Source organism: Microbacterium sp. M28 (genome assembly GCF_025836995.1).
In the GTDB taxonomy this organism is placed as follows: Bacteria; Actinomycetota; Actinomycetes; order Actinomycetales; family Microbacteriaceae; genus Microbacterium.
The window spans coordinates 2,418,015-2,437,886 of sequence record NZ_CP107546.1 but is presented as its reverse complement, the minus strand read 5'-3'; the positions used below and the strand labels follow the sequence as shown (position 1 = coordinate 2,437,886).

The window sequence follows — 19,872 nt, the reverse complement described above, 5'->3', positions numbered from 1 at the left end:
ATCCGGATGCCGTGTCGATCCGGTGTCTTCCCGTTCGACGTCTTCAGTGAGAGGGTCGAGAGGCGGCCCCATCATCAAGGAGAACAACCATGAAGTACATGCTGATCATGCGCGCGGACGACTCGGGCGTCGAGGCGTACCAGGACATCCCCTTCGAGCAGATCATCGAGGCGATGGGCAAGTACAACGAGTCGATGATGAAGGCGGGCGTGCTGCTCGCCGGCGAAGGTCTGACCGACGCGGCCGAAGGCTTCGTCGTCGACTTCTCGGCCGAGGCGCCGCTGGTCACCGACGGCCCCTACGGCGAGACGAAGGAGCTGTTCAACGGCTTCTGGATCATCGAGGTCTCGTCCCGTGAGGAGGCCGCGGAGTGGGCCAAGCGCGCACCGCTCGGACCCGGCGCCTACCTCGAGGTGCGTCGCGTCACCGAGATGAGCGACTTCCCCGAGGACAACGAGTGGATCCAGAAGGAAGAGGGCTGGCGCGAGGAGCAGGCGCAGCGCGCCGAGGGCTGATGGCCGATCGGGAATCCGCGCCGAGGGCGCACTCCACGCAGGACGTGGAGCGCGCCCTCGCCGCCGTCTGGCGCATCGAATCAGCGAAGATCACGGCGACCCTCACTCGCATGGTCGGTGACTTCCCCCTGGCCGAGGACCTCGCGCAGGAGGCGCTCGTCGAGGCGCTGAAGCAGTGGCCGACCGAGGGCGTGCCGCGCAACCCCGCCGCCTGGCTCACGGCCGTCGCGAAACGTCGCGCGATCGACGGCTGGAGACGACAGGAGCGCCTTGACGACCGGGTCGCCGCGATCGCCCACGATCTCGAACGCGAACAGGCGGATGCCGCCGGCGCCGACCCGTGGGACCCCGACGAGATCGACGACGACGTGCTCCGTCTCGTCTTCATCTCGTGCCATCCCGTGCTGTCGCGCGAGGCGCAGGTGGCGCTGACGCTGCGCGTCGTCGCAGGCCTGTCGAGCGAGGAGATCGCGCGCGCGTTCATGGTCCCGACCGCGACGGTGCAGCAGCGCATCGTGCGCGCCAAGAAGACGCTCAGCGCGGCGAACGTTCCGTTCGAGGTGCCGCCGCGGGAGGAGCAGCCGGCGCGGCTCGGCGCCGTGCTCGCAGTGCTCTATCTGATCTTCAACGAAGGCCACGCCGCCTCGAGCGGCGCGGACTGGATGCGTCCGGAACTCAGCGTCGAGGCCATCCGCCTCGCCCGCGTGCTCGTGGCGCTGCTGCCCGGGGAGCGCGACGCGCACAGCATCCTGGCGCTGATGGAGCTCACGGCCGCGCGCTTCCCGGCCCGCGTCGATGCGAACGGGGACCCGGTCCTGCTCGCGGACCAGGACCGGCGTCGCTGGGACCGGGGGCGCATTGCCGCGGGGAGAGCGGCGCTCGCCCGCGCGGATGCGCTCGGGGCCCGCACCGCGTACGGTCTACAGGCGGCGATCGCCGAGTGCCACGCGGTCGCGGCATCCATCGAGGACACCGATTGGGATCGCATCGTCGTACTGTATGAGGCGCTCGGTCGGGTCGCGCCGTCGCCGGTCGTCGATCTCAACCGTGCGGCCGCGATCGCCATGGCCACCGGCCCGGCATCCGCGCTGCGGGAGATCGATCGGCTCGCGGCATCCGGAGCCCTGAAGGGATACCACCTGCTGCCCGCCACTCGGGGGGAGCTGCTGCTGCGGCTGGGGCGAGCGGACGAGGCGCGCACAGAGTTCGCGGCCGCTGCCCGACTGGCGGGCAACGACCGCGAACGTACGATTCTGGAGGCGAAGGCCGCCGACGTCAGTCGTTGACCTTCTGGCCGCGCCCGGCGATGAGGCCGTAGATCAGCAGCACGATGATCGCGCCGCCGATGGCGAGCAGCCAGGTGCCGAGATCCCAGAACTCGGTGAGTGGGCGGTTGAGAAGGAGGCTGCCCAACCAGCCGCCGAGGATCGCGCCGACGACGCCGAGCAGAAGGGTGATGAACCACCCGCCGCCCTGCCGTCCGGGCAGGATCAATTTGGCGATCGCTCCGGCGATCAGGCCGAGGAGAAGGAATCCGAGGAAGCTCATGATGCGCTCCTTTTCTGTAGTCGGTGCACCCCAGGATGGCGGGAGAACCGCCTCACGACAACCCCTTGACAACGACGAAGGCCCGTCTCAGAGGAGACGGGCCTTCGACGGGTCGCAGACGGCGTCGCTGCTCAGCCGCGGCTGAAGCGCATCGTGACGATCTGGAAGGGGCGCAGCTCGAGTCGCACACCATCGCCGCTGACCGAGGAGCCATCGGGAGCCACGTCGCGTTCGAGCAGATCGACCTGTCGCGCGTTCGCGAAGGAGAAGCCGGTCGTCAGCGTCGCGCGCGCCCGGGTGCCGAGCGCCTCATAGAGGCGCACGACCACATCGCCGCTTGCGTCCTCTGCGAGCTTGACCGCCTCGACGACGACGCCCGGGTTGTCGACGAGCACGAGTGGATCGATCGCATCGACCGCGGCGCTCTCGACACGACGAGCGGGGAGGTTGATGTGGTAGCCCTCCGCGACCGTCGTGACGACGTCGGCGCCGATCACGAGACCGACCTGCAACGTGTGGGAGCCCTCATCCTGCGTGGGGTCGGGGAACAGCGCGGAGCGGATGAGCGACAGCCGAGCGATCGTGATCGTGCCGCCGTGCTCATCGCGCTGTTCGCGCGTGATGTCGTGGCCGTAGGTCGAGTCGTTGACGATCGAGGCGCCGAAGTCGGGTTCGGCGACATGGATCCATCGGTGGGCGACGGTCTCGAATCGTGCGGCATCCCACGACGTGTTCGTGTGCGTCGCCCGCTCGATGTGTCCGAACTGGATCTCCGACGCGGCCCGGTCGGTGTGCAGGTCGAGCGGGAAGGCGAACTTGAGCATCTTCTGCTTCTCGTGCCAGTCCAGTTCGAGGTCGAACGACAGCACGCGCGATTCGGCGCGCAGACTGATCCGCTCGATCACCGTCGACGCACCGAACCGGCGCTCGACGACGATGGCCGAGCCGTCGACCTCGATTGATGCGACGTCGGTCAGATCGGTGACGGTGTTGCGATAGTGGACGTCCACGTCCCAGGCATCCCACTGCGTGGGGGTGTCGCGGTGAAGCTGAAGCATCCCAGCGGGGCGCCCTGGGGCGACGACATCGCGTCCCGTACGGAGGTCGACGGCCGAGACGACCAGACCCCGGTCGTCCACCGTCACGCGGACGATGCCGTTGTCGAGCACCCATCCCGCGGCTCCGGCGCGGCTCGGCTCGATGAGCTCGACGTCGTCCGCGGCAGCGGCGCCGAGAGCCGACACTCCCTGACGCGCGTGCGGGGACGCGTTCGCGATGAGCGTCCTTTCCCCTTGCCCCGCAAGGGCTCGCAGGCTGTCGCCGATCAGCTCCTCGAGCTCCCGAGCCACGAACGCGTAGTTGCGCTCGGCGTCCTGGTAGACCCACGCGATCGACGACCCAGGGAGGATGTCGTGGAACTGCTGCAGCAGGACGGTCTCCCAGACGCGCTGCAGTCGCTCCGCAGGGTACGGGATGCCCAGGCGAACGGTCGCCGTCGCGGCCCAGAGCTCCGCCTCACGCAGCAGATGCTCACTGCGTCGGTTTCCCTGCTTCGTGGCGAGTTGGCTCGTATAGGTTCCGCGATGGAACTCCAGGTAGAGCTCTCCAGACCAGACCTCGGGCCGCGGGTACTCGGCCTGGGCGGCTTCGAAGAATCTCCTGGGGGTGCTGTGCACGACGCGCGGTGACCCCTCGAGCGACTCGGCGCGGGCGACGGCTGCGGTCATCTCGCGCGTCGGCCCGCCGCCGCCGTCGCCGTAGCCGTAAGGGAGGAGCGACACGGTGGCGCGCCCCTTGTCGGCGAAGTTGCGCTCGGCGTGAGCGAGTTCATCCGCGGTCACGCGTGAGTTGTACGTGTCGACGGGCGGGAAATGCGTGAAGATCCGGGTGCCGTCGATCCCCTCCCAATCGAACGTGTGGTGGGGGAACTTGTTCGTCTCGTTCCAGGAGATCTTCTGCGTCAGGAACCATCGGACGCCGGCCGACCTGGCGATCTGCGGCAGCGAGCCCGAGTATCCGAACGAGTCGGGGAGCCACGCCTCCGGCGTGTCGATTCCGAACTCGCGCAGGAAGAAGGACTTGCCCGCGATGAACTGGCGAGCCATCGCCTCGGATCCCGGCATGTTCGTGTCCGATTCGACCCACATGCTCCCCACCGGGATGAATCGGCCTTCGGCGACACGGGCTCGGATCCGCTCGAACAGGTCGGGGTAGTACTCCTTGATCCAGGCGTACTGCTGCGCGCTCGAGGCGACGAAGACGAAGTCGGGGTCCTCGTCCATGAGCGACAGGACGTTCGAGAAGGTCCTCGACACCTTGCGGACGGTTTCCCGCACGGGCCACAGCCAGGCGGAATCGATGTGCGCGTGGCCGACGGCGTGCAGCGTGTGAGCGGAGGCGGAGGCCGGCTTCGCCAGCAACGGCGCGAGAACCTCGCGACCTGAGGCCGCGGTCCCGGTCACGTCATCGGGATCGATGACGTCGATCATCCGTTCCAGGGCGATCAGGATGTCGGCGCGTCGAGGGGAGCCGTCGTCGAGCTGCTCGGCGAGGCCGCGCAGCGTCAGCGTGTCGGCGAGCAGGTCGGTGACCTCGAGGTCGCGCAGACGCACCTCGAGGTCGCGGAGCGTGTAGATGGGGTCGGTACCAGCCGTCGCGAGATCGCCCACCGGCGTCGGATCGAACGTGAAGAGGCTGCCGACATCCGGATTGGAGGCGGCCTCGATGTACACGTCGATGTCGCCCGCCTCGTCCACCGCTTCCGAGACGGCGTTGTTGAGTGGCGCGATTCCTCGAAGCGGCCGGCCCGCGACATCCCACACCATGGCTTCGCATTGGAATCCGGGTTGGCCCTGGGTGAAGCCGAGGTCGACGACGACCTCGGCTCGGGTGCGTGACGGGAGCGATCCGTCCGGCCCCCGCCAGGATGCGGGCACGGCGCCGTGCACGCGGAACCAGGTCGTTCCCCACGGGCGCCCCCAGAGATCTCCGGGAGCGATCGGCGTGTACACGCCCGCCGCGGCCTCGGCGAAGGAGACGGGTTCGCCGGCGGCGTTCCAATGCGTTGCGGCAAGCGGTTCCGACGCCCGGTGGATGCGGGGTCGCAGCCGTTCGCGGACGAACCGGTCGACACGGAGGAGAGCAAGGCGAGAACGGTCATGCATGAGAGAGCTTTCGTGTGAGAAGAGGGCTGGGTCAGCCCTTGACGGATCCGGCGAGCGCGAAGGAGGAGCCGGACAGTTTCTGGACGATGACGTACAGGATGACCATCGGCGCCGCATACAGCACCGAGTATGCCGCGAGCTGGCCGTACGCGATCGTGCCGTACTGACCGAAGAAATTGAAGATCGATACGGCGGCGGGAAAACGGTCCGAGGTGAACAGGAGAACGAACGGAACGAAGAAGTTCCCCCAGGCGCCGGTGAACACGAAGATGAACACCACACCGATGCCCGGACGCATGAGGGGCACGACGATGCGCGCGAGTGCCTGCATGGAACTGGCGCCGTCGACCCAGGCCGCCTCCTCCAGTGAGATCGGGACCGAGTCCATGAAGTTCTTCAGCATCCAGATCGCCATCGGCAACGATGTCGCCGACATGAACACGATGACCCCCCACGTGGAGTCGAGGATGCCGAAGGCCACGAACAGCGAGTAGACCGGCACCATCATGGCCGTGATCGGAAGGCCCGTGCCGAACAGGATCGCGTACATGAACGGCTTCTGATATCGGGCCGCATACCGCGAGAGGGGGTAGGCCGCCAGGAGGGAGACGACGACAGTGATGACCGCGGTACCGAGCGATATCAGCACCGAATTGAGCAGGGGGAGCCATGCAAGCTCCCAGGTCATGACGTTCGTGTAGTTCTCGAGCGTCCACGTCTCCGGTATCCGCATCGACACGGTCGCATTCGCGTCGAACGAGGCGAAGACGACCCACAGGAGGGGGACGAGGAACAGCACGCCGATGATGCTCAGGATGATGCTCGTCGTCACCGTCTGAGCGCGCTTGCGCGGAGCGGACACGCTGAGGGATCTGCTCCCCGGGGTGAGGAGCGTGCGCGTCTCCGTCATGGTCTGCGAGGCCATCTCAGTCCACCTCCGGCTTGAGAACTCGAATGTAGATGATCGAGAAGACCGCGCCGATCAGCAGGGTGACGGTGGCGATAGCCGTGCCGTATCCGACCTGCGCGAACTTGAAGGCCTCCTGGTAGGCGAGCACGGGCAACGTCGCGGAGGCGGTGCCTGGACCGCCGCCGGTCATGACCCAGATGAGCGTGAACACACCCAGCGTCTGGAGGGTCGTCAGGAGGAGGTTCGTGGAGATCGAACGGCGGATCACCGGCAGGGTGACCTGGGTGAACCGCTGCCAGGCCGATGCGCCGTCGATGGTCGCCGCCTCGATCAGATCGGGCGGCACCTCGGCGAGTGCCGCGTTGTACACGAGCATCGAGAACGCCGTTCCGCGCCAGATGTTCGCGATGATGACTGACAGCATCGGCAGATGATAGAGCCATGCGGTCGGCTCGAGGCCGAACCACCCCAGGGCAGCGTTGAGCGTGCCGTCCTTCGAGAAGAAGGCGTAGAGGGCGAAGGCCGCGACGATCTCGGGAAGCACCCAGGCGAGGACCACGATTCCGCTGACCATCGTCCGCACGAGCTTGGACGAGCTCTGCATGAGCACGGCCAGGAGCATCCCGAGCACGTTCTGGCCGATGACGGCGGACGCGAGGACGAACACGACCGTGAGGACGAGCGCGTTCCAGAACTCGGCGGAACCCAGCAGCTCGACGTAGTTGTCGATGCCGACGAACTGCGGGTTGGCGGCGCGCGGACCGGTCATGGCCCGGTCGGTGAGCGAGCCGTACAGCGAATAGACGATCGGACCCAGCATGAAGGCGGCCAGCAGCAGCACGGCGGGAACGATCGGCAGCAGGCGGATGAGGGCGCGGCTCGAGCTGTGCCGTGGTCGGGGAACGGATCCCCGACCACGGTGCCCGAGCCCGCCGGCGGTGACGGCGGTCATGCGAAGCTCAGCCCGCGGTGACGTTGTCTTCGCCGACGATGCCGATCAGCGCTTCGTCGTAGGCCTTCTGCGCCTCTTCCGGCGAGGACTGCCCCGTGATGACCGACTCGGTCGCAACAGGGATGTTCGACGAGATCTGCGAATAGTCGGGGGTCGCCGGGCGGAAATGCGTGTACTGGACCAGCGACGAGAAGAACTCGAACGACGGGTTGTAGTCGAGGTACTCCTGGCTGGAGGCGACGTCGGAGCGCACGGCGATCTGCCCTGCCTGCTGGTGGTAGGTCAGTGCGTTCTCGGGCGTCATCGCCTGGGCGATGAAGTCGAACGCGGCCTGCGGGTCGTCGGCATTGGCGCCGACGGCGAGCGTCCAGCCACCGGACATCGACGTGAAGCCGTCTCCGCCGCCATCCTGGGTCGGCATCGCGGCGAGTCCCATCGTCTCCTGCCACTCGGGCCACGCGTTGTCGCCGTCGATCCATCCGCTGGGAAGCCACGAGCCGTCGATCGCGATCGCGAGCTTGCTCTGAGGGATGAGCTCGTTCTGAACCTTGGATCCCCAGCCCGGATCGAGGGCCTCGGCGGGATCGGGCGCGAGTCCTTCTTCGAAGGCGGTCTCGTAGAAGCCGAGTGCATCGCGGAACCCGGCCGATCCGGCCACCCACTTGTTCGACGAGGTGTCCAGGAGCTCGTCACCGGTGCCGTACAGCAGCATCTCGAAGCCCTGCATCGAGGTGGCCTCGCCGAGGGTCTTCGCCGCATAGATGTTGAGGGGTGTCACATCGGGATGGCTCTCCTTGATCGCACGCGCAGCCTCGAGGATCTCATCCCATGAGGTGGGCTGCCAGTCGGTAGGCAGTCCGGCCGCCTCGAAGAGGTCCTTGTTGAAGTAGATCCCGCGTGTGTCGGTGCCGAGTGAAACCCCGTACATCTTGCCGTCGTCGCCGACGCCGGCCTGCTTCGCGCCCTCGTCGTAGAGATCCCAGTCCTCCCACTCGGCCAGGTACTCGTCGATGGGCAGGAGGTAACCGGCGGCCGCATCCGAGCGGATCTGGAAGGTGTCCTCGTAGATGACGTCCGGAGCGGTGTCTGCGGATCCGTTCATGAGGGCGAGCTTGGTGAAGTACTGATCCTGCTCCGCCTCGATGGGCACGAGCTCGACCTCGCGATCCGGATACTGCTTCTCGTACTCCGCCTTGACGGTCTTCATGAGGTCGTCCATCGCGGTGAACGACGACGTCTTCTGGTAGGCGACGCGAAGCACGTCGTCGCCACCGCCCGACGTGCCCCCGGTGCAGCCGCTCAGGGCGACGGTCAGGCCGCCCACGGCGAGGATGCTCAGTCCGGCCAGTGATTTCTTCATCGAAGCTCCTTTGCTCACGCGTGTGGTGCGCAGACGTCGCGCTCGTGTTATTCAAACATGTTTAGATATCAAGTCAAGCCCCAATTTCGATCGGGGCGAGTGCGCTCAGGAGTCGCTGATCATCAGGCCGGAGGCCCGCGCGCTGAACATGTTGTCCAGAACCAGGCACGCAGCGCCGGCTGCCGCGAGATCCGTGCCCAGCCGAGCCTCGACGAGGCGGAGCGGGCGTGTCGTCGTGATCTGCGACACCGTGGGGAGGATGGTACGCAATCGCGGCTCCAGGAGTTCGCTGAGCCGACTCCACGCCGGACCGCCGATCACGACCGTCCCGGCATCGAGCATGTTGTTGATGAGGACGATCGCCCGTGCCAGCGCTTCAGCCGCACGAGCGCACACCGCGAGCGCGCGAGCGTCGCCGTCGTGCGCCCGCGCGCGCAGTTCGTCCAGGCCCGCGGGCACCGCACGCCACGGGAGGTCGAGCGAAGCCGTGACGCCGGCATCGAAGAGCAGGCGCTCCGGTGCGACCGTGAAGCCGAGACAGCCTCGCATCCCGCATTGGCACTGCGGACCATTCGGATCGACGACGAGGTGACCGATGTCACCGGCGTTGCCTGTACGCCCTCGGACGGCTTCCCCATCGTGTGCGATGCCGAGGCCCACCCCCGCGCCGTAGTAGAGGAGCGCGGCATCTCTGAGCGCGTGGTCGGCATCGGCCCACTGCTCGCCGACCATCGCGGCGATGACATCCTTCTCGACCACCACCGGCAGATCCGTCGACTGGATCAGGAGGTCGCGCACACGGGTGTGGTGCCAATTGGGCAGCAGTGGCGGCGCCAGGAGCATGCCTTCGGCATCGTCGATCGGACCTGGCAGCGCCGCGCCGATGCCGAGGACACGGTCCGACGGGACGTCGGCTGATCTCAGGAGTGCGCGAGTGTTGGCGGCGAGCGCTGCGATCAGATCCGGTGTCGAGTCCGTGTCGCCCGGGGGCGCTTCCCTGTGCGCGACGATGCTTCCCGAGAGATCGACCACCACGAAGGTGTCGATCGAAGGATCGAGGTGAATACCGGCGGCGAAGCGGGCACGACGGTTCAGCTGGAGCATGGTCCGCGGCTTGCCCGGGCCTGAGACGACGCGCTCTCCCTCGAGGATGAGGCCAGCGACCGACAGCTTGCGGGCGACGTTGCTGAGCGTCTGTGCGGACAGGCCGGTCAGCTCCGCCAGTTCGATCCGGCTCAGGCCCGTCGGCGACCGGCGGATCATGTCGAGCACCAGGGTCTGATTGTACGTCCCGACGGCGGGCATGTTGGATCCGCGTTTCATGGTTCCTCCCGAGCGCACACTATCGTCCCGCAGACAGTACCGGCATGCGCGCGCATCGAAGAAAGGCCGCCCCCGATGGGACGGCCTTTCTTCGATGCGGAGCGCTGGGTCAGTTGTCGCCGCGGACGATCGCGATGATGCGCAGGATCTCGACGTACAGCCACACCACGGTGACCATGATGCCGAAGGCACCGAGCCAGCCGTACTTGCGGGGGGCGCCATTGCGCACGCCCTGCTGGATCTGGTCGAAGTCCATCACGAGCGAGTAGGCCGCCATGAAAACGACCAGGAGTCCGATGAGCAGGCCCACCGGGATGCCCATGATCTTCATGCTGTAGATGCCGAACGTCAGCTGCGGGTCGACGAGACCGGTCCACATGCCGATGAGGTTCAGAACACCGAAGACGAGGTAGCCGATCATCGCGATCATGACGATCTTCGTCATCTTCTTGGAGGCGCGGACCTTGCCGCTGGCGAACAGCGCGAGGGTGACACCGACGACGGCGACCGTCGCGAGCGTGGCCTGGCCGACGATGCCGGGCCAGATCATCTCGAAGAACGCGGAGATGGCACCGATGAAGAGACCCTCGAAGGCGGCGTACGCGAAGATCAGCGCGGGGCGCACCTTCTTGCGGGAGGTGAAGGTGACGACCATCGCCAGCACGAAGCCGACGAGCGCGCCGACCATCCACGGCACCATCGAGACCGAAGCCGTATCGGCACGGTCAGGGAAGGGTGTCCCACCCAGAGTCCAGACCCAGCCGACGGCGGCGGTGGCGAGCAGAATGACGAAGAGGCCGACGGTCTTCCAGACCGTGTCCTCGACGCTCATCCGGTCGGTCTCGATCGCACCTGCGGCCGGAGCGGCGTACATGCCCTCCAACTGCGCGTTCGTGGCGGCATCCACACCGGCGTGCTGGAACGAGGCGGCCTGAGCACCCTGAGCCGCCTGCGGTCCGCCGGGATACGTCGCGACATTGCGCGGGTCCTGCTGCTGGAAAGCAGGATTGTTGAATGCGAAGTTGCTCATCGTGGCCTCACTCCAAGGGGGTCTTGATATCGCTTGTTCTTACACTACCCGGGCGGCCAGCCGCATGCGCTGTTCTACGCTGAGAGCATGCCCAGGAACGCGCCTCTCGTCATCGGCCATCGCGGCGCTTCCGGGTATCGCCCCGAACACAGCCGCTCGGCCTACGAGCTCGCCCTGGCGATGGGCGTGGACGCCGTCGAACCGGACGTCGTCGCGACGAGCGACGGAGTGCTCGTCGTCCGCCATGAGAACGAGATCTCCGGGACGACGGACGTCGCGGCGCATCCGGAGTTCGCCGATCGCAAGACCACCAAGCGGATCGACGGCCAGGCGCTGACCGGCTGGTTCACGGAGGACTTCACCTGGGCGGAACTCACCACCCTTCGTACACGCGAACGCGTACCGGAGGTGCGCCCGTCGAGTGCCAGCTTCGACGGTGCGCAGCCGATCCTGCGTCTCGTCGACGTCCTCGACCTCGTCCGCGCTGGTTCGGCCGAGCACGGGCGGGAGATCGGGGTCGTGCTGGAGATCAAGCACGCGACCTATTTCGACAGCATCGGACTCGGTCTCGCCCCTCTGATCGCGCGCGATCTGCGGTCCGCCGGCTGGGCGGAGGGCGAGCTGCCGCTGATCATCGAGTCCTTCGAGTCGACCGTGCTCGAGCAGCTGCGCACAGCCGGGATCGCGGCGTCGTACGTGTACCTCATCGAGGCGAAGGGGCGACCGTACGACCTGCTCGTCGCCCAGGGCAAGCAGGCGCTGACCTATCCGGCCACGGTGGAGCCCGCCGGCCTCGACGGGCTCGTCGGACGGTTCGACGGCATCAGCGTGAACAAGCGGATGCTGCTGAAAGGCCCGAATTCCATCGTCGACGACGCGCATGACCGAGGACTGCAGGTGTTCACGTGGACGTGCCGCCCCGAGAACGCCTTCCTCGCACCCGAGTTCCGTGGCGCCGGCGGACGCGAAGCCTTCGGCGACTACGAGGGGGAGTGGAGCGCGATAGCGCGCACGGGAGTGGACGGCGTGTTCGTCGATCACCCGGATCTCGGCGCCGGCTTCTTCCGCGGCTGAGTTCACAGCGTCCGGTGTCACAGCGTCCGGTCGAAGGCCCCGGTCCCTGATTTGACGATCTCCTTGCCGAGCGGCATGAGGGATACCGGCACGAGCTTGAAATCGGCGATGCCCATCGGGATGCCGATGATCGTGATGCACAGGGCGATCCCCGACACGATGTGCCCGATCGCCAACCACCAGCCGGCGAGGATCACCCAGATGACGTTGCCGAGGAAGGACCCGACACCGGCAGTCGGCCTGCTCACGACCTCCCGGCCGAACGGCCAGATGGCGTAGCCGGCGATACGGAACGACGCGATCGCCCACGGGATGGTGATGATCGGGACGCACAGCAGGATGCCCGCGAGCACGTAACCGAGGAACAGTGCCCATCCGGCGAGGATCAGCCAGATGATGTTGAGGATCGTGCGCATGCTCCGATTCTGCCAGCGTGTGCCTGGGGATCGGCCCGGCGCTGAGCGTCACCTGGCAGTTCCGAAGATCGGAAGCCGGTCGATGCCATGATGACCGGATGAGCGGAATCGTCGCCGAGGGCGTCACCAGATCATTCGGCCAGGTACGCGCCGTCCGACACGCGAGCTTCCACGCCAGAGCAGGTCGGGTGACCGGCCTGGTGGGTCCGAACGGCGCAGGCAAGACCACGCTGCTGCTGATGCTCGCCTCACTGCTCGCGCCGGACTCCGGCAGCATCCGCATCGGCGAGATCGATCCGATGGCCGATCCGCTCGCCGCCAGACGGCTCCTCGGTTGGATGCCGGACGCGCTCGGGGCCTGGCCGTCGCTGACCGCCAGGGAGACGATCGTCACGACGGCTCGGCTGTTCGACATGTCTAAGCAGGATGCCGCCGCCCGCGCCGCCGAACTGCTCGCTCTGGTCGGGCTCGGCGACCTCGCCGACGCGCCGGCGAAGGTGCTCTCGCGCGGGCAGAAGCAGAAGCTGGGTCTGGCGCGTGCGCTCGTGCACGACCCGCAGGTGCTGCTGCTCGACGAGCCGGCGTCCGGACTGGATCCGGAGGCGCGCGTGCACCTGCGGGTGCTGCTGCGCGATCTCGCAAGCCAGGGTCGAACCGTGCTGATCTCCAGCCACATCCTCTCCGAGCTGGAGGAGGTCGTCGACGACGCCGTGTTCCTCGTCGCCGGGTCCGTCGTCGATGCCACAGCGGCGCAACCGTCGACCAGGGCGTGGCGTGTCCGTCTCGCCGGCGCGAGCGAGGAGCGCTTCAGTGCCGACGCCTGGCAGGTCGCATCGACGCTCGGCATCCCCACCGAGTCGGTCGGGGCGGACCGCGGTGCCGTCGTCGTTGGTTTCCCTGGTGAGGACGCCGCGGCGCACGCCCTCCGTCTGCTCATCGAGGCACGGCTCGCCGTCGCCGAGTTCGCGCCGGCGCAGAGCGCGTTGGAGCACGCCTTCCTCAACATCCGCGGCGCCGCCCAGACCGCGCCGCCGCCTGCACAACCATCGTCCGGAACGGAGGCGGCGGTATGAGCGCCGCGCACATCGCCACCATCGCCCGCCTCGAACTGACGCAGCGCCTGCGCAGCGTCGGCTGGTACATCCTCCTCGGCGTCTTCGCCCTGGTGCTGATCGGCGTCACCGTCCTCGCGTTCATGGTGTATTCGTGGGGCGATTTCGTCGGTGCCGGCGTGTACTCGATCGTCGTGAACGTCGTGCTCCTGCTCGTCGTGCTCGTCTCACCCACGCTCAGCGGCAACGCGATCAACGGCGACAGGGAAGCGGCGACCCTCGCTGCGGTCCAGGTGACCGCGGCATCCACGGGCGACATCATGCTCGGAAAGCTCCTCGCCGCGGTCGCCACCGGCGGAGCCTTCCTGCTCGTCGCGCTCCCGTTCCTCGCGATCGCCCTGCTCGGCGGGGGAGTGAACGCGCTCGTACTGCTCGTCTCGCTGCTCGTGCTGGCCGTCGAGATCGTCGTCGTCGCCGCGATAGGCGTCGGCCTGAGCGGTCTCATCGCACGCCCGCTGTTCTCCGTCGCAGCGACCTACCTCGTCGTCGCCGGGCTCACGATCGGGACCCTCATCGCGTTCGGACTGGGCGGCGCCGCGATCCGCAGCGAAGCGACCAGCTACAGCCGCCCGTACGACGCGGACGGCCAGCTCGAGTGCGACCGATGGGAGACGTACACGTACGAGGTGCCGCGGTTCGATCGGGTGTGGTGGGTGCTGGCGGCCAACCCGTTCGTCGTCCTCGCTGATGCGACACCCACCGACTTCAACCCGGACGGATACCCGGTGGACATGTTCGGTCAGATCAAGCTCGGCGTCCGGATGGCGCAGCATCCCCCGGTCGAGCAGCGCTGGGATGGCTGCTCCGAGGAGTACGGCGACGCTCACACACCGGAGGAGCTCATGGAGGGCACGGTGCCGAGCTGGTTCGTGGGACTCGGCATCCAGATCCTGATCGCGGGTGGCCTGTTCGCCGGCGCCTGGTCGCGCACGCGGACGCCGGCGCGACGGCTGCCCCCGGGGACGCGCATCGCCTGAACGGCCACCGGCTGTTCACCGTCGATACACCTGCGCGTCGCCACGCGTCCACGCGGGATCGCTGGTCTGAGGGAACACCCGTCCTTCCTGACCCAGGAGTCCTATGTCCCGCCTGCACCGCGGGGTCGCGCTCACGGCGGTCAGCGCTCTGAGCGCTGCCGCCCTGCTCGCCGCACCCGCTGCCGCCATCGGCGCCGAGCCCGGCATCCGATCCACCGAGACCGCCGCCGCACCGACGATCGTCCTCAATGAGATCGTCTACGACGACGCCGCGACCGGTCTCGCCGACCAGGTCGAGCTGTTCAACGCCGGCACCGAGGCCGTCGACCTCGACGGCTGGCGGATCGCCGACGAGAACCGCGACGAGTTCGGCCAGGCGCCGGCGGGCAGTGTGCTCGAGCCGGGCGGTTTCCTGGTGCTCGAGAAGGACGTCGACTTCGGCTTCGGGCTCGGCAAGGGCGACGAGGTCGTCCTGTTCGATCCGACGGATGCCGAGGTGGACGCCTTCGCGTACGAGAACACGGCGCCGCTCGCGGTGTGGGCCCGCTGCCCGGACGGCACGGGGGTGTGGGCGCACGCGACCGCGGCGACTCCTGGTGCTCGGAACGACTGCACGATCGAGCCGGTGGCCGGATCGATCCGCATCAACGAGGTCGATTCGCAGCCCGCCGACTGGGTGGAGTTCCACAACCCCGGTACGGAGCCGCTGGACGTCTCAGGCTACGAGATCCGCGACAACTCCGACGATCATCGCTGGAAGTTCCCGACCGGATCGGTGATCGACGCCGGCGAGTTCCTCGTGGTCGACGAGGGCTCGATCGGGATCGTCGACGGCGTCGAGACCGCATTCCGCGATCCGATCGGGATCGGCAGCGCCGACCGCATCCGCCTGTTCGATGCCGCCGGCTCCCTGCTCGATGACACCCAGCCGTGGAGCGGCCACGCCGCGATCGACGGCGACTTCGCTGCGGCGACGCTCGCCCGCTGCCCTGACGGTGTCGGGGCGTTCGTGCTGGCGCATGCGACGCCAGGGGCGGCGAACACGTGCGTGACACCGGACGTGGCGATCAACGAGATCGAATCGAACGGCGACGCGACCGACTGGGTCGAGATCGTGAACCTCGAGGCGACGTCCGTGGACATCTCGGGGTGGACGCTGATGGATTCGGATCCGGTGGGGCACGCCGGCGAGACCACGCCGGTGCCCGCCGGCACGGTTCTCGAGCCTGGTGCGTACTTCGTGTTCGATCAGCCCCGTGATTTCGTGTTCGGCCTCGGCGGTGGCGACACCGTCACCATCCGCGAAGCGGACGGCAGCACGGTCGCGGAGCACGCCTACGCCGCCCACGCGGCCGGCGTGTGGGCTCGATGCGCGGACGGGACCGGTGACTTCGTCGATCTCGCGTCCGCGACCAAGGGACTGCGCAACGCGTGCGAGGGCGGTGGCGAGGAACCGGGCGAGGGCGAAGAGCCCGGTGAGGTGACCGTCTCGCCGTGGCCGGGTTCGGCAGAGGTGCGGGTGCTCGACACCGCCCCGACATTCCTCGAGGACAGCTCGGGTCTCGATCTGCAGGAGACGGCTGAGGGAGCGTTCCTCTGGGCGGTCGACAACGGCGAGGGGCGGATCTGGAAGCTCGAGGCGAACGCGGACGGCTCGATCGTCATGGCCGACGGCTGGGACAAGGGCAAGCGCGTCCGATTCCAGAAGGACGCGGCGGATGCCGGCGCGGCCGGTCCTGACACCGAGGGCATCACGGTCGACGGAGCCGGTTCCGTCTACGTCGCCTCGGAGCGCGACAACAGCGCGAAGGGCGTGAACCAGAACGTGGTGCTGAAGGTGGATCCGGATGCCGCGGCCGGCGATCTCGTCGCCGAGCAGGAGTGGGACCTCACGGCTCTGCTCCCGGCGGTCGGAGCGAACCTCGGCATCGAGGCCGTCGAGTGGATCTCCGACGATGTCCTCGCCGGAGCCCTCTTCGACGACACGACGGGCGCGGCGTACGATCCGGCCGAGCACCACGGCCACGGTGACGGACTGTTCTTCGTCGCCGTCGAGGACACCGGCCACGTCTACGCCTTTGCGTTCCGCGCGGACGGATCGGCGACGCTCGTGTCCGAGATCGAGCCGGGGCTCGCAGGCGTCATGGCTCTCGACTACGACAGCGCGCTCGATGTGCTGTGGGCCGTGTGCGACGACGGCTGCCAGGGGCGTTCGGCGCAGATCGCGCTCAACGGCACGGTCTCGCCCGACATCGCCCACTTCGCGCGTCCGGCGGGAATGCCCGACATCAACAACGAGGGGTTCGTCACGGCACCCGCGTCTCTCGCCGTCGACGGCGAACGTCCGGTGTGGTGGTTCGCCGACGGTTTCGCGTCCGAAGCGCTGCGCGCCGGGACGCTTCCGATCGCGAACGGCGGTGAGAACCCCGGCGGTGAGAACCCTGGCGGCGAGCCGGACGGTCAGACGCCGCCGGCGGGAACGGAGCTGGTGGACGCGAATCGCAACGGTCTGGTCGTGAACCCCTCGGTCGCGACCCCGGGGCAGGCGGTCAGGGTGATCGCGGGCGCGGCGCACGCCGGTGCCGGCGTGTCCGTCTGGATGTACTCGGAGCCTGTGCGACTCGCGGCGGGAGCCTTCGACGCGACCGGGGAGATCACGGTCACGATCCCGGCGGACGCGGCGGCCGGCCCCCATCGGATCGCGGTGTACGACGCGAACGGCGAGCTCATCGGCTGGGCGGACATCACCGTCTCGCAGAGCGCGGGCCTGGCCGCGACCGGCGCTCAGCTCCCGATCACGGCTGTGGTGTTCGCCGCGCTTCTCGTGGCCGCAGGAGGACTCCTCGTGCGCACCCGCCGGATCCGCGCCGCTGATGCGGGTCCGGCACAGGGCTGACGCTCTTCGCCTCGAGAGATCCCGGATGCCGGAGACTTCACGCCGAAGTCCTCCGCGTCCGGGATCTCTCCGTCCGCGCAGCAGCTGCGGGCGACCGCGCGTGCGTGTCCGTGGCGCCGCCTAGACTCGAAAGGACATGACAGACGCACCCCTCATCGTTCCCGGAACAGCAGGGCCCCAGGCGCAGGACGACCTCCTCGCCGGGCTCAATCCGCAGCAGCTCGAAGCCGTGACCTACCGAGGCCCCGCGCTGCTCATCGTGGCGGGTGCCGGATCGGGCAAGACGAGCGTGCTGACCCGCCGCATCGCCTCGCTGCTGCGGGGACGCGAGGCGTGGCCGAGCCAGATCCTCGCGATCACGTTCACGAACAAAGCCGCGGGCGAGATGCGCGAGCGCGTCGGGTCGCTGGTGGGCGAAGCCTCCCGCGGCATGTGGATCTCCACGTTCCACTCCGCCTGCGTGCGGATCCTCCGGCGCGAGGCCGAGCACTTCGGCTTCACCAAGACATTCACGATCTACGACTCCGGCGACTCGCGCGCGCTGATCAAGCGGCTCGTGAAAGACCACGAGGCCGATGCGTACGGGCTCACCCCGGCATCCGTGCAGTCGCGCATCTCGAAGCTGAAAAACGAGCTGTCGGACGCCGAGTCGTACGCCCGTCAGGCCAACATGTCCGATCCGGCCGAGCGGCTGTTCGTCGAGATCTTCGGCGACTACCAGCGGCAGCTGCAGAAGGCGAACGCGTTCGACTTCGACGATCTCATCGGTCAGACGGTGTTCCTGTTCCGCGCGTTCCCGCAGGTCGCGGACACGTACCGGCGCCGATTCCGGCACATCCTCGTCGACGAGTACCAGGACACCAACCACGCCCAGTACGCACTCATCCACGAACTGACACGACCGGTGTCCTCGACGGCACCGGATCCGTATGCCTCGAACGGCATGATGATCTTCGAGCCGGAGACGACCCCGGCCCTCGAGGGGGCGTCATTGACCGTCGTCGGTGACAGCGACCAGTCGATCTACGCGTTCCGCGGCGCCGACATCCGCAACATCAGCGAGTTCGAGCGCGACTTCCCCGGTGCCAAGGTCGTGCTGCTCGAGCAGAACTACCGATCGACGCAGAACATCCTCTCGGCGGCGAACGCCGTCATCGGCAACAACTTCGACCGCAAGGACAAGAAGCTGTGGACCGACCGCGGCGACGGCGAGAAGATCGTCGGGTTCACCGGCTACTCCCAGCACGATGAGGCGCAGTTCGTCGCCGACGAGGTCGAGGCGCTGCACCGCAAGGGCTTCCCGTACTCCGAGATGGCGGTGTTCTACCGCACGAACTCGCAGTCCCGCGCGCTGGAGGAGATCTTCATCCGCTCGGCCGTTCCGTACAAGATCATGGGCGGCACGAAGTTCTACGAGCGCGCCGAGATCAAGGACGCCCTCGCCTACCTCGTCTCGGTCGCCAACCCCGCGGACGAGATGGCTCTGCGGCGCATCCTGAACCGGCCCCGCCGTGGCATCGGCGACGTCACGGCGACCGCGATCGCCCGGTTCGCCGAGGACCACGGCATCACGTTCCGGGAGGCGCTGTCGCGCCCAGCCGAGCTCGGCGTCGGGCCCAAGCTGCAGGCCGCGATCGGCCGACTGGATGCCGTGCTCGCCGAAGCATCCGAGATCCTGATGCCCTCGTCCGGTGAGGTGCCGCCGGCGACATCGGTCGCGGACGGACTCACCCTGCTGCTCGCCAAGAGCGGCTACCTGGACGCGTTGCGCGCGAGCCGGGATCCGCAGGACGAGGCGCGCGTCGAGAACCTCGACGAGTTCGTGGCCGTCACGCGGGACTTCGCCCGCAACAACCCCGAAGGCACGATCGTCGACTTCCTCACCGACGTCGCCCTGGTGTCGGATGCCGACGACCTGGACGACGAGTCCGGCTCGGTCTCGCTCATGACGATGCACACGGCGAAGGGCCTGGAGTACGACGCGGTGTTCGTCACGGGTGTTGAGGAGGACCTCATCCCGCACCGCATCTCCGCGGGTGAACCGGGGGGTCCGCAGGAGGAGCGCCGGCTGTTCTACGTCGGCATCACGCGTGCCCGCAAGCGCCTGCACCTGTCGCTCGCGATGACCCGCGCCCAGTTCGGCGAGGTGTCCGTGGCCATGCCGAGCCGCTTCCTGCAGGAGATCCCGGCGGGGCTCATCGATTGGCGTCAGTCACCGGGAGACGTGAACTCCCGTGGTGGCACGCAGTCGCGTGCGCTCAACGCACGCAGGCCGACCGGCGGCGACCGATTCGGCGTCAAGCCGCTCGGCGGCTCGCTCAAGCCGCTGTCGACGTCGATGGACCGTTTCCCGAACAAGGTCACCTCGAAGGTGCGCGACAACGGCGACCTCGTCCTCGCCGCGGGCGACCGCATCCGTCACGACGACTTCGGCGAGGGCAGGGTGGATGCCGTGACCGGCGAGGGCGCGAAGCGCATCGCCCACGTGCGCTTCGATTCGGCCGGCCAGAAGAAGCTCCTGATCAAGATCGCCCCGATCGAGAAGCTCTGACCCGCCGCACCGTTCCCGTACGCTCGCTCGGCATCACGGGGCAC

The 19,872-nt window shown here is 67.9% G+C and carries 15 protein-coding genes; 7 read left to right on the top strand and 8 right to left on the bottom strand.

Annotation, left to right across the window (positions count from 1 at the left end):
• Positions 1–89: 89 nt before the first annotated feature.
• Positions 90–515 (top strand): YciI family protein, encoded by a 426-nt coding sequence (locus OED01_RS11955; RefSeq protein ID WP_264155506.1) that lies wholly within the window; start codon positions 90–92, stop codon positions 513–515.
• Positions 515–1,801, top strand: coding sequence for an RNA polymerase sigma factor (locus OED01_RS11950; RefSeq protein ID WP_264155505.1), 1,287 nt, complete (start codon positions 515–517; stop codon positions 1,799–1,801). Before OED01_RS11955 ends, OED01_RS11950 begins: the two co-directional genes overlap by 1 nt.
• On the opposite strand, the gene OED01_RS11945 is transcribed toward OED01_RS11950, so the two are convergent.
• The 7 genes from OED01_RS11945 to OED01_RS11915 all read right to left on the bottom strand — a co-directional run bounded on the left by OED01_RS11945 (position 1,791) and on the right by OED01_RS11915 (position 10,802).
• Positions 1,791–2,063 carry a GlsB/YeaQ/YmgE family stress response membrane protein gene (locus tag OED01_RS11945; RefSeq protein ID WP_264155504.1) on the bottom strand — a complete coding sequence of 91 codons (273 nt, stop codon included), beginning with the start codon at positions 2,061–2,063 and terminating at the stop codon, positions 1,791–1,793. The two genes, OED01_RS11950 and OED01_RS11945, sit on opposite strands and share 11 nt — an antisense overlap.
• A 131-nt stretch (positions 2,064–2,194) precedes the next feature.
• Positions 2,195–5,227: an alpha-mannosidase gene (locus tag OED01_RS11940; RefSeq protein ID WP_264155503.1), complete on the bottom strand. Its 3,033-nt coding sequence runs from the start codon at positions 5,225–5,227 to the stop codon at positions 2,195–2,197.
• A 31-nt stretch (positions 5,228–5,258) separates the two neighbouring features.
• Positions 5,259–6,152 carry a carbohydrate ABC transporter permease gene (locus tag OED01_RS11935; RefSeq protein WP_264155502.1) on the bottom strand — a complete coding sequence of 298 codons (894 nt, stop codon included), beginning with the start codon at positions 6,150–6,152 and terminating at the stop codon, positions 5,259–5,261.
• A gap of 1 nt (position 6,153) precedes the next feature.
• Entirely contained in the window at positions 6,154–7,089 is a 936-nt protein-coding gene (locus tag OED01_RS11930) for a carbohydrate ABC transporter permease (RefSeq protein WP_264155501.1), read from the bottom strand.
• Positions 7,090–7,096: 7 nt separating this feature from the next.
• Positions 7,097–8,449 (bottom strand): extracellular solute-binding protein, encoded by a 1,353-nt coding sequence (locus OED01_RS11925; RefSeq protein ID WP_264155500.1) that lies wholly within the window; start codon positions 8,447–8,449, stop codon positions 7,097–7,099.
• 105 nt (positions 8,450–8,554) lie between these two features.
• On the bottom strand, positions 8,555–9,772 hold the full coding sequence (locus tag OED01_RS11920; protein ID WP_264155499.1) for an ROK family transcriptional regulator: 1,218 nt from the start codon (positions 9,770–9,772) through the stop codon (positions 8,555–8,557).
• A gap of 109 nt (positions 9,773–9,881) precedes the next feature.
• Positions 9,882–10,802 (bottom strand): Bax inhibitor-1/YccA family protein, encoded by a 921-nt coding sequence (locus OED01_RS11915; RefSeq protein ID WP_264155498.1) that lies wholly within the window; start codon positions 10,800–10,802, stop codon positions 9,882–9,884.
• Between the two features lie 87 nt (positions 10,803–10,889).
• Between OED01_RS11915 and OED01_RS11910 the strand changes: the two genes are divergently transcribed.
• Positions 10,890–11,876, top strand: a complete 987-nt coding sequence (locus OED01_RS11910; RefSeq protein WP_264155497.1) for a glycerophosphodiester phosphodiesterase family protein — start codon at positions 10,890–10,892, stop codon at positions 11,874–11,876.
• Between the two features lie 17 nt (positions 11,877–11,893).
• Here the strand turns inward: OED01_RS11910 and OED01_RS11905 are convergent, their stop codons facing one another.
• The gene (locus OED01_RS11905) at positions 11,894–12,292 is read right to left on the bottom strand and encodes a YccF domain-containing protein (protein ID WP_264155496.1); all 399 of its coding nucleotides are present in this window, start codon (positions 12,290–12,292) and stop codon (positions 11,894–11,896) included.
• Between the two features lie 98 nt (positions 12,293–12,390).
• Here OED01_RS11905 and OED01_RS11900 point away from each other — a divergent pair, with 98 nt between their 5' ends.
• From OED01_RS11900 to OED01_RS11885, 4 genes are all read left to right on the top strand, one after another.
• Positions 12,391–13,365 (top strand): ABC transporter ATP-binding protein, encoded by a 975-nt coding sequence (locus OED01_RS11900; RefSeq protein ID WP_264155495.1) that lies wholly within the window; start codon positions 12,391–12,393, stop codon positions 13,363–13,365.
• Positions 13,362–14,381: an ABC transporter permease gene (locus OED01_RS11895; protein WP_264155494.1), complete on the top strand. Its 1,020-nt coding sequence runs from the start codon at positions 13,362–13,364 to the stop codon at positions 14,379–14,381. The genes OED01_RS11900 and OED01_RS11895 overlap by 4 nt, the downstream gene beginning before the upstream one ends.
• Positions 14,382–14,484: 103 nt before the next feature.
• The gene (locus OED01_RS11890) at positions 14,485–17,277 is read left to right on the top strand and encodes a lamin tail domain-containing protein (RefSeq protein ID WP_264155493.1); all 2,793 of its coding nucleotides are present in this window, start codon (positions 14,485–14,487) and stop codon (positions 17,275–17,277) included.
• A gap of 136 nt (positions 17,278–17,413) precedes the next feature.
• Positions 17,414–19,828 carry an ATP-dependent helicase gene (locus tag OED01_RS11885; protein WP_264155492.1) on the top strand — a complete coding sequence of 805 codons (2,415 nt, stop codon included), beginning with the start codon at positions 17,414–17,416 and terminating at the stop codon, positions 19,826–19,828.
• Positions 19,829–19,872 lie beyond the last annotated feature (44 nt).

Excerpts from the sequence above, each read along its gene's own strand:
- OED01_RS11935 (WP_264155502.1), bottom strand. The coding sequence starts at position 6,152 with ATGGCCTCGCAGACCATGACGGAGACGCGCACGCTCCTCACCCCGGGG.
- OED01_RS11900 (WP_264155495.1), top strand. The coding sequence starts at position 12,391 with ATGAGCGGAATCGTCGCCGAGGGCGTCACCAGATCATTCGGCCAGGTA.
- OED01_RS11890 (WP_264155493.1), top strand. The coding sequence starts at position 14,485 with ATGTCCCGCCTGCACCGCGGGGTCGCGCTCACGGCGGTCAGCGCTCTG.
- OED01_RS11920 (WP_264155499.1), bottom strand. The coding sequence starts at position 9,772 with ATGAAACGCGGATCCAACATGCCCGCCGTCGGGACGTACAATCAGACC.
- OED01_RS11950 (WP_264155505.1), top strand. The coding sequence starts at position 515 with ATGGCCGATCGGGAATCCGCGCCGAGGGCGCACTCCACGCAGGACGTG.
- OED01_RS11945 (WP_264155504.1), bottom strand. The coding sequence starts at position 2,063 with ATGAGCTTCCTCGGATTCCTTCTCCTCGGCCTGATCGCCGGAGCGATC.
- OED01_RS11940 (WP_264155503.1), bottom strand. The coding sequence starts at position 5,227 with ATGCATGACCGTTCTCGCCTTGCTCTCCTCCGTGTCGACCGGTTCGTC.
- OED01_RS11910 (WP_264155497.1), top strand. The coding sequence starts at position 10,890 with ATGCCCAGGAACGCGCCTCTCGTCATCGGCCATCGCGGCGCTTCCGGG.
- OED01_RS11915 (WP_264155498.1), bottom strand. The coding sequence starts at position 10,802 with ATGAGCAACTTCGCATTCAACAATCCTGCTTTCCAGCAGCAGGACCCG.
- OED01_RS11930 (WP_264155501.1), bottom strand. The coding sequence starts at position 7,089 with ATGACCGCCGTCACCGCCGGCGGGCTCGGGCACCGTGGTCGGGGATCC.
- OED01_RS11895 (WP_264155494.1), top strand. The coding sequence starts at position 13,362 with ATGAGCGCCGCGCACATCGCCACCATCGCCCGCCTCGAACTGACGCAG.
- OED01_RS11925 (WP_264155500.1), bottom strand. The coding sequence starts at position 8,449 with ATGAAGAAATCACTGGCCGGACTGAGCATCCTCGCCGTGGGCGGCCTG.
- OED01_RS11885 (WP_264155492.1), top strand. The coding sequence starts at position 17,414 with ATGACAGACGCACCCCTCATCGTTCCCGGAACAGCAGGGCCCCAGGCG.
- OED01_RS11905 (WP_264155496.1), bottom strand. The coding sequence starts at position 12,292 with ATGCGCACGATCCTCAACATCATCTGGCTGATCCTCGCCGGATGGGCA.
- OED01_RS11955 (WP_264155506.1), top strand. The coding sequence starts at position 90 with ATGAAGTACATGCTGATCATGCGCGCGGACGACTCGGGCGTCGAGGCG.